Source organism: Pseudoalteromonas luteoviolacea NCIMB 1944 (assembly GCF_001625565.1).
Classification (GTDB): domain Bacteria; phylum Pseudomonadota; class Gammaproteobacteria; order Enterobacterales; family Alteromonadaceae; genus Pseudoalteromonas; species Pseudoalteromonas luteoviolacea_F.
On record NZ_AUXS01000022.1, the window covers coordinates 77,108 to 89,962 of the forward strand.

10 protein-coding genes are annotated in these 12,855 nt (G+C 44.0%); 5 read left to right on the forward strand and 5 right to left on the reverse strand.

What is annotated here, in order from left to right; genetic code table 11:
* Positions 1-54: 54 nt before the first annotated feature.
* Positions 55-1,455 (reverse strand): PhoH family protein, encoded by a 1,401-nt coding sequence (locus tag N483_RS08535; RefSeq protein ID WP_023400814.1) that lies wholly within the window; start codon positions 1,453-1,455, stop codon positions 55-57.
* Between the two features lie 411 nt (positions 1,456-1,866).
* Here N483_RS08535 and rapA point away from each other — a divergent pair, with 411 nt between their 5' ends.
* Together rapA and N483_RS08545 are read left to right on the forward strand one after the other, a co-directional pair.
* Positions 1,867-4,764 (forward strand): RNA polymerase-associated protein RapA, encoded by a 2,898-nt coding sequence (rapA, locus tag N483_RS08540; RefSeq protein ID WP_023400813.1) that lies wholly within the window; start codon positions 1,867-1,869, stop codon positions 4,762-4,764.
* Between the two features lie 168 nt (positions 4,765-4,932).
* On the forward strand, positions 4,933-6,423 hold the full coding sequence (locus tag N483_RS08545) for a hypothetical protein (protein ID WP_023400812.1): 1,491 nt from the start codon (positions 4,933-4,935) through the stop codon (positions 6,421-6,423).
* A gap of 33 nt (positions 6,424-6,456) precedes the next feature.
* Here the strand turns inward: N483_RS08545 and N483_RS08550 are convergent, their stop codons facing one another.
* Positions 6,457-6,744 carry a hypothetical protein gene (locus tag N483_RS08550; protein WP_036976864.1) on the reverse strand — a complete coding sequence of 96 codons (288 nt, stop codon included), beginning with the start codon at positions 6,742-6,744 and terminating at the stop codon, positions 6,457-6,459.
* Entirely contained in the window at positions 6,738-7,391 is a 654-nt protein-coding gene (locus N483_RS08555) for an HAD-IA family hydrolase (protein WP_023400810.1), read from the reverse strand. The genes N483_RS08550 and N483_RS08555 overlap by 7 nt, the downstream gene beginning before the upstream one ends.
* A 26-nt stretch (positions 7,392-7,417) precedes the next feature.
* On the opposite strand from N483_RS08555, the gene N483_RS08560 reads away from it, so the two are divergent.
* Both N483_RS08560 and rluA read left to right on the forward strand, forming a co-directional pair.
* Complete coding sequence (locus N483_RS08560) at positions 7,418-8,293, forward strand: DeoR/GlpR family DNA-binding transcription regulator (protein WP_231105432.1); 876 nt, start codon at positions 7,418-7,420, stop codon at positions 8,291-8,293.
* A 70-nt stretch (positions 8,294-8,363) separates the two neighbouring features.
* Positions 8,364-9,017, forward strand: a complete 654-nt coding sequence (gene rluA / locus N483_RS08565) for a bifunctional tRNA pseudouridine(32) synthase/23S rRNA pseudouridine(746) synthase RluA (protein WP_023400808.1) — start codon at positions 8,364-8,366, stop codon at positions 9,015-9,017.
* A gap of 20 nt (positions 9,018-9,037) precedes the next feature.
* On the opposite strand, the gene N483_RS08570 is transcribed toward rluA, so the two are convergent.
* Positions 9,038-10,327 (reverse strand): amidohydrolase, encoded by a 1,290-nt coding sequence (locus N483_RS08570; RefSeq protein ID WP_023400807.1) that lies wholly within the window; start codon positions 10,325-10,327, stop codon positions 9,038-9,040.
* 198 nt (positions 10,328-10,525) lie between these two features.
* On the opposite strand from N483_RS08570, the gene N483_RS08575 reads away from it, so the two are divergent.
* Positions 10,526-11,719: an HD-GYP domain-containing protein gene (locus N483_RS08575; protein WP_036976880.1), complete on the forward strand. Its 1,194-nt coding sequence runs from the start codon at positions 10,526-10,528 to the stop codon at positions 11,717-11,719.
* 41 nt (positions 11,720-11,760) lie between these two features.
* Here the strand turns inward: N483_RS08575 and N483_RS08580 are convergent, their stop codons facing one another.
* Positions 11,761-12,855 (reverse strand): general secretion pathway protein GspB, encoded by a 1,095-nt coding sequence (locus tag N483_RS08580; protein ID WP_023400805.1) that lies wholly within the window; start codon positions 12,853-12,855, stop codon positions 11,761-11,763.

Below are 12,855 nucleotides of genomic sequence, written 5' to 3' on the forward strand. Positions count from 1 at the left end.
CACCGCTATCCACCAGCTACCTGCTAACGAGTCAATAATGGCTCACAGCGTGTTTTACAAGTTCTCTTCTGCAAACGACGCCAGTCTACTGCGAACAACCCCGTTGAGGTTGACTGTTGCGCTTCCTTCAAAATCTTTAAAGCGCTCAACAATATAGGTCAATCCGGAGGTCACCGGCGTCAAGTAGTTGCTGTCTATCTGCGCCAAATTCCCGGTACATATCAATTTAGTCCCTTCGCCACAGCGCGTAATAATGGTTTTCAGCTGCGATGCCGTTAAATTTTGACTTTCATCCAAGATCACCACTGCATTTTGAATGCTCCGCCCACGCATAAAGTTCACAGACTTGAATTGAATATTCGCCTTCTCCATTATGTAATTGCGACTGGAAATTGGACTTTCATCATGTTTGTGAAGTACTTCCAAGGTATCAGTGATCGCTGCCAACCACGGTGCCATTTTCTCTTCTTCTGTGCCAGGTAAGAAACCTATACTTTCGGCAATTTCTGGCGTATTTCTGGTAACAATGACTTTATCGTACACCCCTTTTTCAATGATCATCTCTAGCGCACTGGCCAATGCCAATAAAGTTTTACCACACCCCGCAGGTCCGGTGAGTACCACCAGTTCAATATTAGGGTCGAGTAAAGCATCTAAAGCCATACCTTGATACACATTTTTTGGCTTAACCCCCCAAGCTTGTTGATGCATTAAACGCTCAACACTGATGTCCTTTAAGGTGACATGGGCCTCATCGTAACCGACAACACGGGCTGCAAAATGCTCACTGCCATCGAGTAAATATTCATTGTAAAAGACTTCCGGCATCAGCGACTTTGGCACTTTATGCAAGCTATAACGGCCCTGTTGCTCAGTTTGACACTCACCAACAGTAGCCCAAAAGTCGCCTTCGAACTTGTTATACCCTGAAGTGAGTAAATTAATATCATCAATTAATTGGTCAGTGCGGTAATCTTCAACAAATTTTAATCCCACTCCTTTTGCTTTAAGTCGCATATTGATGTCTTTGGTCACCAAGACTACACGCTTTTCTACATACTGTTTTTGCAACTGCAATGCACAGTTGATAATGCTGTGATCATTTTCATTGCCGGGCAGACCAGAGATACTATCAGGGTATAAATGGTCGTTGACGATAATGAGCTTGCCACTGCTGGCTGGTTTATTCGGGTCTCTCTGTACTTTAGGTAAATCAACACCTTCTAACATTTGCTCAGGTGTTGCATCGGTTAAGACATCGTCGAGGCTACGAATTGCAACCCGCGCATCTCTGCTGACATCACGCTTTCGATCTTTGATGTGGTCAAGTTCTTCTAACACTGTCATGGGGATCACAACATCGTGTTCTTGGAAGGAGAGGTAAGCGAGGGGCTCATGAAGTAAAACGTTGGTGTCTAGTACATATATTTTCCGGTCGAGGTCATCTTTTCCCATAGTGCATTCCTATTCGTCTGCAATTTCTATGATTGAACACTGCATTGCTCGCCACACAATACATCGCTCTAACTTAATTTTAGTCTATTTGTCACAAAAGTCGTTTTTATGACAAAAAGTGCAGTTTGAAACTGTCCCTATTTATTTCCAGATATGTGCATTGTCACTTTTTTTAATCAATTGGATCGTATATTTTATCTCCAACTATGAGTATGTTTGACTATGCTTAATAGCCACTATTGCACAATAAAAAACAATCAACGGTGAGCAAACAACAAATATGTACGAGTTATTTGGTAAAACCCGCACAACACCACGCTGTAAGGCACATTTATTGTGTTTTTACAATCTTGAACAAGGCTTTGCTTCTCGGTAACATAGCCGCCTTTTTTCTGCGAAGATGAGAAAACCATGAATTTTTCCTTAGGTCAGCGCTGGATAAGCGATACCGAATCAGATTTGGGTTTAGGGGCCATTGTCGCCTTAGAGGGTCGACAAGTAACCATTCTGTTTCCCGCCAGTGGAGAAAACCGCGTTTATTCTGTACAAGAAGCGCCGGTGACTCGTGTAGCATTTAATCCTGGGGATGTTATCCGCAGTGTCGAAGAATGGGAAATGCGTGTAGAGAGCATCGAAGAGCAAGGGGATCTGCTTTGCTATCATGGTGTTCGTCTAGACACAGAAGAAACTGTCAGCCTAAAAGAAACCTTTTTAGATCACTTCATTAAGTTTAATAAGCCTCAAGACAGGCTATTTGCGGGTCAAGTCGATAGATTTGATCGCTACACATTGCGCTACCAAACTTGGCAGCACCAGTTTAACCGTCAGCAATCTCATCTAAAAGGCCTTATCGGTCAACGTGCGAGCTTAATTCCGCACCAGTTGTACATTGCCGATGAAGTAGGACAGCGTTTTGCACCGCGCGTTTTGCTGTCTGATGAAGTAGGACTCGGTAAAACCATCGAAGCCGGCATGATTTTGCATCAGCAAATTCTTACTGGTCGCGCCAGCCGAGTGTTGATCGTTGTTCCTGAAAGCCTGCAACATCAGTGGCTAGTAGAGATGTTGCGTCGTTTCAACTTACACTTTTCTATTTTCGACGAAGAGCGCTGTGACGAAGCATTTGCCGACTCTCCTAACGTCTTTGAAACTGAACAATTGGTGCTGGTAAGTCTTGAGTTTATCACCAAAAAGCGCCGCTGGTTTGAACAGGCGACTCTGGCTGATTGGGACCTGCTCATTGTCGATGAAGCACACCACTTAACCGTAGAAAAAGACAAACCAAGTACTGAGTATCAGCGTATTGCTGAACTAAGCCAAGATATTCCAGGCCTCATTCTATTAACTGCAACACCTGATCAGCTGGGCCATCGCAGTCACTTTGCCCGCTTGCAGCTATTAGACCCTGATAGATTCTATGACTACGATGCATTTGTTGCAGAAGAGAGCAATTACAAAGAAATTGCTGATGCGGCAAACCAATTGTTGCAAGATACTGAACTGGATGAAAAAGCCACGCAGACCATCACTGAGCTACTCAAAGAAACTGATATCTCTGAGTTACTTAAGCGTGTCGCAGAAAAAGAACAAAGTGCAAAACAAGAACTACTGGGTATGTTGCTTGACCGTCACGGAACCGGCCGTATCTTGTTTAGAAATAGCCGCAGCGGTATTAAAGGCTACCCAAGCCGAAAAATCCACGCTCACGCGGTCGAAATGCCGAAACAATACAAGACAGCTATGTCTGTTTTAGGCAATATGGGTGGCATTCAAACGGCTGAAAAAAGCGCGTTACGCGCATTGTTCCCAGAAAAAATCTTCCAAGAGTTTGAAGGGGAAAGCGCAAGCTGGACACAGTTTGATCCGCGCGTAAATTGGCTGATTGAAAAACTCAAAGAGTTAAAACATGAAAAAGTGCTCTTGATCTGTGCAGAAGCACAAACCGCGATCAGCCTAGAGCAAACCCTGCGCGAACGTGAAGGCATTCGCTCAGCGGTGTTCCATGAAGGCATGTCTATTATTGAACGTGATCGCGCAGCAGCGTATTTTGCCGACGAATATGACAGTGCACAGGTATTACTGTGCTCTGAAATTGGTTCTGAAGGGCGTAATTTCCAGTTTTCGCATCACTTAGTGCTATTTGACTTACCGCTGAACCCAGATCTATTAGAGCAGCGTATTGGTCGTCTAGACCGTATTGGCCAACAACATGATGTAAATATTCATGTGCCTTATTTTGCCAATACCGCACAAGAAGTGTTACTGCGCTGGTACAACGAAGCATTAGATGCTTTTGAAACCACCAGCACCACAGGCCAGCTACTCTTTAAAGAGTTTTCTGAAGATTTACTCGAGTTTATCGCAGCTCACAACTGTGACGAAGAAGAGCTAGACCCACTACTTGAGCAAGTTGCCAAGGAAAATAAAGTACTTCGCGCCAAAATGGAGCAAGGTCGGGATAGACTCCTTGAACTACATTCAAGCGGTCAAGGCCGTGCCGAGCAGATCGTCAGTGAAATTGAAACGCTCGACGACGATGTTATCCTGCCAGCTTATATGATTAATGTGTTTGATATCTTTGGCGTTAACCAAGAAGATAAAGGTGAAAACACCATTATTCTGAAGCCGACAGAACACATGCTCAATCCATCTTTTCCTTGTTTGAAAGATGACGGCATCACGGTCACATTTGATCGTTCAACATCTCTGTCTCAAGAAGATGCACAATTTATCAGTTGGGATCACCCTATGGTAGAAGGCGTCATGGACATGATCTGTGATGATGACTTTGGCTGTGCGTCAGTCGCATTGCTTAAAAACAACAAGTTACCAGTCGGTACTTTCTTTGTTGAACTTATCTATGTAGCAGAGACCTCCGCGCCGAAATCATTGCAGGTAGGACGCTTCTTACCACCGACGCCAATACGTGTGTTGATGGATAAAGCGGGCAATAACCTCGCAGATAATGTTGCATTCGATGCATTTAACCAGCAGTTGTCTGCTGTTGGTCGTCAAACGGCCAGTAAGCTCGCCAATGCACTTCAATCTGGGATCCACCCACTGATCGCCAAAGCAACTGATATGGCAAATGAGCAGCTAGAAACATTGCAAAGTCAGGCACAAGCAGACATGCAAACGCGATTAGGCGAAGAGCAAAACCGCCTTACCGCACTAAAAGCGATCAACCCTAATATTCGTGACGAAGAGATTAAGGTGTTTGATAAACAAAAAACACAACTCAGCGAACATATCTCTAAAGCGCAAGTTAAACTCGATGCCATTCGCTTAATTGTGGTTTCTAACCAATAACTATTTATTCAATATCAGGCAGTAAAGCCCCGCTTTACTGCCTATCCCCCCTCTCAACAGCCAAAAAACCCATTATTTATTATTAAATTCATACAGAAAATATAGTTATTGTGTATGATTTAAAAGCTTGGTAACTTGGTCAAGATTTATACAATCAAGGAAATGACTATGAAGATAAGAATAATAACCTCACTTTTTATGCTCAGCCTTCTCATGCTGGCCACAGTATCTATGCAAACATATGCAGCCAAAAGCACCTCGCCCATTGGAAACTATTTTATAATCGATAGTGCAGGCACAGATCAGACCTATAAATTAAGCTTTAAACCTAACAATCAAGTCCTTGTATCAGGCGACTTTCAAGTATCCGCCCAGTGGCAGTGGCAACCTCAACAACAAATCATGGCGCAACTTTCTCAGCCGCAAAATCAATTCGAAATACAATTGTCCGAGAATGAAACCTATATACACCAGTTAACAGGGTTAAGCTTCAATTCAAAAACACAACAACAAAGCCCCTACACACAACACTTTCAGGTTTGGCATAAAGAAACACAAGAGGTCGTTGATACCTATACGATCTCAGGTGAAGCGCTGTTAGTAAAACAACGCCAGCTGAAAAGGTGGCAATCACAACTGGTAAATAAAACTTGGGAAATCGCAAATATTGATGAAGTAACACATGCTGATACTCCTTGGTTTAAAAGCAACAGCTCAGCTTCGGTCACTTTTCATGACAAAGGCACTGGAATTGTACAACATTGGGACAACACACAGAGTGACCTAACATGGAAGCTGAAAGGGAAAAAGCTCATTCTTAATTATCAGCGTAACAATGAGCCCATGAAAGTTGTGCTACGCGTATTTGAATACATTGACGACATCGGGCTACGTTTTGTCGCAAAACACGTAAATAAAGAATCAAAACAAGCCAAGTGGATCAGTGGCTACATGATCGAAAAACAGGATCTCGCGCTCACTTACGAGCAAATCATTGGTCAATGGCGCAAGGCTTCTGGACGTTTTCATGACTACTACCCTGACCAAATTGCGGTTGCAAGTGTCGCCAATACGGCGTCAAAGTGGGAACTCAACCACCTTGGTCAGCTTGTCAGGGAAAAACTAGAACACCCAGAACAAGGTGTCGTATTAAATTGTCCTGATAATAGCTGCTATGTTAGTTGTGAATTCTTCTATGAATTACTCGCAAAAAAAGGCAATACACTTTATGTTGCACATCATTTTAGCTCTGAATTTTATCCCCAAGGTCCTCTGAAGATGCAAGGTAAATGGATATTAAAAATCGAGTATGATGAAGAGTTTGGCATACAAGATTTCTCAAGAAACATCTTTTCAAACACCCCAATGACCCTAGAGTATGAAGCACAAAAAGAAGCTTACGTATTCAGTCGATTTCCTGATGAAAATGGGGAGGTTGTTAACCGAGTTAAATCACCTGCGGGCACCGGTACCTTCTCTTTCATTGATGGCAACCTGCACACGCTGATTAACCAACAAGAAAACATTTTTGAAATAACCAAGTTTGCCCGAGATGGCCTCTCAGTCTGCCAATATCAGCCAGGTGAAAGCTGTGCGACAGGTCGACAAGCTGTATTTAAATTTGCTCATGACGCTGGCCCCTACCCAGCTGCTAACTAAGAACATATGGGGACATCATGTGTCCCCACTTTTCTAACCAATGACCACAACAACTATCATTGATTGCAGTGCTAGGCAGGCTAAATTAGTCAAGACAATGGCAGGCCGTTTAAAGCGGACCCCATAGAGTAACCAAAACATAAATACAACAACGTACCCAAATAAAAATGTCATCGACAATGTGCTTTCACCGTGACGATTTATTTCATTGAGCAACTGTCCAAGTAAAGCAAATGCACCTATCCCACCAAATAAAATTCCGGCGAAATCCCAATAGCGCTCATTACTTGTCAATAAATGGCTCCAAACTGCCTTCAACATGCTTGTTTCCCCTGTGACAACTCGGTATTCCAACAGCAATAATCTATAACTCTCGCCACAATGTTTGGATGCTCCAACTGGCAAAACCGCCCTACCACCACCACGTCACACCCGGCGGCCAATGCCCCTTGTACACCAGCATCAGAGTCTTCAAACACTAAACAATCTCGGCAAGGTAAACCCAATTTTTTAGCTGCGCTAATAAACGGCTCTGGATCAGGTTTACCATTTTGCACATCTTCAGCCCCCACTAAATATGGCGGCTTTGGTAAACCACAGTGTTGCATGCGCTGAAGCGCATTCTCCCGATCCGCTGACGTTGCCAATACCCAAGGTATTTGTCGTTCGTGCAAATGGGTGATAAACCTCCCGGCTCCAGCAATTTCGCATACATATGCGGAAAATGTGGCCTCTGCGCCTTCTAAATTCTTGGTTTCCTGATGAATGTCCAAGTGAGGTAAATGCTGGCGGATATAATCTTCAAACCGTACACCACGACCGTCTTTAAGCACAGTTTCTAAGTCCAGATGATGCATCTGACACCAAGGTGCAATGGCTTTCGCTATGGCTTTATCAGAATCAACTAACGTTCCATCCATATCAAAGATAATGCCTCGATAGTTAGATAAGTCACAAAACAACTCCATACCTCCTCCTTAAAAAATGCAAAAACATGCAAACAAAACAAAAAAAACGTAAAAATATGCAACAACAAGCAAATAATACGCTTGCGATCCCAATTAGATCAAGTAAAATTCGGCAAAAAAACGCAGGAACATGCAAAATGCTACTCGCTGAACGACATCAATTGATCTTAGACCAACTCACCCTGCATGGCAGGATCACTTCGGTAGAACTAGCCAAAACACTGGCCGTAAGTGAAGATACGATCAGGCGCGATCTTAACAAGTTGGGTGAACTTAAGCTGCTGCGCCGTGTTCATGGTGGCGCCTTGGTTTTACAGGAAGACACGCCGGATTATTTCGATAGGTTAAGTACACCAGATCCATCAAAAAAGCGTTTTTTAAAACCCGCACTCGATATGCTTGAAGCGGGCCAAACTATTGTGATTGATTCGGGAGAAACCTGTCGTTATTTGGCGCAAAATTTACCCGCAAACCTACCTTTAACTGTCGTCACAGGCTGCCCTTTAATTGTTCAAGATCTCATGCAACACCCCCAAGTACAAGTAATACAAATTGGTGGAAGAATGTTTAAACCAGCAATGCGTACAGTCGGAAATTCAGCCATCGAGATGATCAAGCAAATTCGTTTTGATTTAGTCTTTATGGGGATCTGCGCGTTTCATGTAAAACACGGTTTCTGTGTGAGTTATTTGGAAGAGGCGGAAGTACTCAGAGCAACGATCGAGCAAGCTGATCGCACCATACTTATGGGCCCCCATGATAAATTAGATAAAACCATGACTTTTCAAATCGTGCCTGCACAGAAGATCCATCATGTTATTACTGATGTCGGTGTGCGCCCAGATGTTCAAGCCAATATCCAAGCGCTTGGTATAGAAGTAACCATTGTGCCAAGTAGCTAGTCCCCTTACTTGGCCTTTCGAGCATAGGCAGTTAGAATATGCCCGTTTTGATCTCTTTTGGAATTTTGCTGTGCTTTTAAATTACAATCCGCCTACCGATCCCTATCTTGAAATTTTATATCAAGATGAACATATGTTGGTGATCAATAAACCAAGCGGCTTGTTAACCGTCCCCGGCAAAGATCCAAAGCATGCGGACAGCGTAATTAATCGCGTTAATCGCGTTTTTCCAAACGCAAAAATTGTCCATCGCTTGGATATGGCAACCTCTGGTGTACTGTGTTTAGCAATGCACAAAGAAGCCCATCGTTTTTTAAGTATCCAGTTTCAAGACAGGCTCACTAAAAAGCGTTACGTCGCACGTGTATTTGGTAAATTAGAGTCCAAGCATGGCTCTGTCGATTTACCCTTAACCTGTGACTGGCCCAACCGCCCCAAACAAATGGTTTGCCACGAATCGGGCAAGCCCTCACTGACGCACTTTGAAGTACTTGAATATGAACCACTGGCGACACGCGTTTCTCTAACACCTATCACGGGACGCTCCCATCAGCTACGCGTGCATATGCAATCCCTTGGACATGTGATTCTAGGCGATAGACTTTATGCCCAAGGAGATGCGCTGAAAGCGGCAAATAGGCTACAATTACATGCACAAATGCTTGAGATCTGCCACCCTGTCAGCGGCGAAATGATGCAGTTTAATGCACCGGATCCGTTTTAGGATCCGGTCGGCATTTATAGTTATTGATTAAATAGATCTAGCGCACTGGCAGTCATTGCACGCACGCCCGTTTTTAAAGCCAGCGGGTAGTCTGGTGCAAATTTGCTTGAGTGCAGTGACGGCAAAACGGTGCCATTTTTTTGCGCCGCTGCATAATCCTGCGGGTTTACACCGCCTAGCCAAAAGATAGTGATCGGCACATTTTCTGTGGTGCGCCCAAACAAACCAAAGTCTTCACCCGCCATAACAGGATCCGCTTTGACAACATTCTCTTCACCTAACTCGTTTTTGATACTGGCTGTTACAGCATTAGCAAGCGCAGGATCATTGTATGTGGATGGAATGCTTTCAGATTCATGCACATACACTACAGGCGCTTTATCTGCGGGTAATCCAGCACTGATGGCCACCCCTTGTGTTAACCGTTTTAGCGCGGCTATTTGCTGATCTCTCACTTCTCTGTCGTAAGATCGTAAAGTTAATTGCAGCTTTACTTCATTAGAAATAATATTGTGCTTAGATCCGCCATGTATTGATCCTACCGTGATCACTGAAGGTTTCAGCGGCGAGATCTCTCGACTTGTGATGGTCTGGATCCCAAGCACAATACGAGAAGCAAGTACCACAGGATCAATTGTTGTGTGGGGGTAAGCTCCGTGACCACCTTGCCCTTTTACAGTAATATCCACTGAGTCGACATTGGCAAGCGCATAACCAGGAGAGATAGCTACTTTACCAGCAGGTAATGATGCACTGACATGCAAGCCTAACACATGATCTGGTTTGGCAAACTTGCTAAATAGCCCCTCTTTTAACATTGCCTTGGCACCTGCGCCAACTTCTTCTGCTGGCTGAGCCACCATCATCAAGGTGCCCTTCCACTGGTGTTTATTCTTTATCAACTGCTCAGCTGCACCAATAAAGCTAGTCATATGGATATCATGACCACACCCATGCATCACGCCTACCGTATTGTTGTTTGCATCCTGCACCCTGATTTTAGAGGCATATGACTTGCCTGTTTGTTCTATGATTGGTAGAGCATCGGTGTCTGCACGGATCATCACGGTCGGCCCCTGTCCATTTTTGAACAGACCAACTACACCATATCCGCCAACGCGATCTGTTACATCAAACCCGAGCTGTCTGAGCTCCTGCGCCAAGCGCGCTCCGGTGTTTTTCTCTTGCAACGATAATTCAGGGTTTTGGTGGAGATGGAGATAAAGTTGTTCTAATTTTGGCAGCGATAAACTAACCGCAGATTCTAAATCACTGGCGATAACCTGATTGGCGCAACACAATAACGCCATTGATGTGAGCAATGTTTTCATAAGGTTATTATTATTAAGTTGAAAAAGTCATACCAGCTTGCAAACAAATGCTGGTAAATGCAACTACTTTATAAGCGATCACTTGCCGTTATCATATTAAGATCTGAACACTTTTCTCCCTTTCATTTTTACATCCATTTGCTAAGCTTAAATTCTCTACAGGGGGATTTTTATACTGTGAAAACAATAAATATCAAAGATTTACAACCTGGTATGTTTGTTGTTGGCGTGATCAAACAAGCCGGACATGTTCGTGTAAAAAATCAGGGTTGGGTCAGAAATGAAAAAGGGATCAATAACCTGATCAACTCAGGTGTATTAGAAGTTGAAATAGATCCCGATAAAACACTGGATCAATCTCAACCTGAAACAGAAACGGTCGAAGAGATCACCGAAGCACCTAAACAGGATCCATGGCATAAATCAGTGCCTGTTGAAGCTGAGCTTGGTCATGCAGTGCAGATGTATGAACAGGCGAAACAGCTCCAAGAGAAAACCTTTTTAGATATCAAAGAAGGGCGCAAAATCGATGTTGCGGACTTTAAAGCAACGGCTTCAGGATTTATTGATTCGGTCTTTAGAAACCAAGATGCTCTAGCCTGTATTGCGCGGATCCGTGAAAAAGATGGCTATTTGTTAGAACACTCCCTGAATGTCTCTATTTTAATGAGCATCTTCGCGAAACACCTAGGCTTTGAGCGTACACTCATTGAAGAGTTGGCCACTGGTGCGCTGTTGCATGATATTGGCAAAATCAAAATACCTGACGAAATACTCCAAAAGCCAGACAAACTCAGTGAAAACGAATTCGCCATTATGCGCGAGCATGCCAAATTCAGCCACGATATTGTTAAAGACAGTGGGCTCGGTGACATCGCCTCAGAAATCGCTGGCTTTCATCATGAACGATTAAATGGCACAGGTTACCCTTATGCAAAAAAAGGCGAGGAGTTATCTCAATACGTTCGCATGATCTCAATAGTCGATGTTTACGATGCACTTACCGCTGACAGAGTCTACAAAGTTGGTATGGCGCCGATAAAAGCGTTTAGAAAACTCAAAGATGGCTGTCCACATGAATTTGATGAGAACCTACTTAATCAGTTTATTCACTGTATTGGCATGTACCCTGTCGGCACACTCGTCAAGCTTAAAAGCCACCGAGTCGGCATTGTCGCAGCCAGCAACCCGGACTCTCCTTTACAGCCTGTAGTCAAAGTATTTTATAACGCGAAAAACATGTTCCATGTTGAAGTGAGAGATATCGACTTGAGCGATAAACGTGTTGATGATGAGTTAGAAGCCGCAGTTAAGCCTGAAGAGTTTGGGCTTGATTTAATTAAGTTTTTCCGTCACTCGATGCTACCTTAGCGACCGACTTTCGGCGCTAAGGTGCCCACACAGTGACTGAGTTATGGGATCCAGTCCTGCATTGCATTCAAGGTAAATTCAATCCCGTCAAAATCAAAAAGAGCTTGCTCTGGTGTGATCTCAACAATCGTCAATGCCCCAAGATTATCCCCTTCGTATAACTCTCGGTTGTTTAATTTTATCCAGCGCTTCTCTGGCTCGGTCGCATAAATATGAGCTTGATAGCGCAAAGAAGGAATGCTGTTTTGTAATTTTGGTGGTAACAGCTCAACAGGCGTGGCATGTGCAGTATCTCTACTGCTCGATACCACATCTTCCTCGTCACCAGAGTTCACAGTAAATGCTGGTCGTGTTTCTTCTACAGCCGCTGCAAATGCTTGTTTTAGTTCATCTGACACACCAGCCAACTCATCTTCTTGGACGTTTTGCGTCCCATTAAACTGGTTAACTTGTGGGTTATTTGTATACTGCTGAGCCATGTTTGGATTGTACGTTTGGCCGTTATTTGCTGCCACCATCGACTGCTGTGGGTAAGTCATATTAGGCTGTACAAACTGCCCGGCCGTCGCATATTGTTGTACTTGTGGTACTTGACTTTGCACTGGTACGTTTACAATTTGCCCTTGGCTATTAACTGGTACCAATTGCTGTGAGTACACAGCTCTCCCACTGGCGTCAAAGCCAACCTGTACCGACATCCACTGATAATGGATCTGGTTGTTCACCACGCCTTGAACCACAGGTTGCTGCATAAGCACAGGCTGCTGAACTTGGTTGGCCACTGGTATAGCAGGCACAACAGCAGGTGTAACGGCAGAGGCCACTGTAGTATCAGGGGTAGCCTCTGTGTTCTCGACATTGTCCGCAGTTTTCGTTGCTGGTTGCTCTGTGGCGGTGGATTTATCATCTTCAGCCACTTGTGTAGCCACGGCTTGCTGCGCTTCTTCAGGTGCTTGTACCGCTTGTCCTAAAAAGTAGCCAGCACTTAATGCGCAAACACTAATAAGCCCACCACCAAGACCGAGACTTAAACGTTTATAAAAAGCCACCTGTGCTGATTGACGTGCTTGTACATAGTCTTGCTCAGATTTTGACTGTTGTTGTGATTGTTTTAATGCATTAACAAGATAAGACAT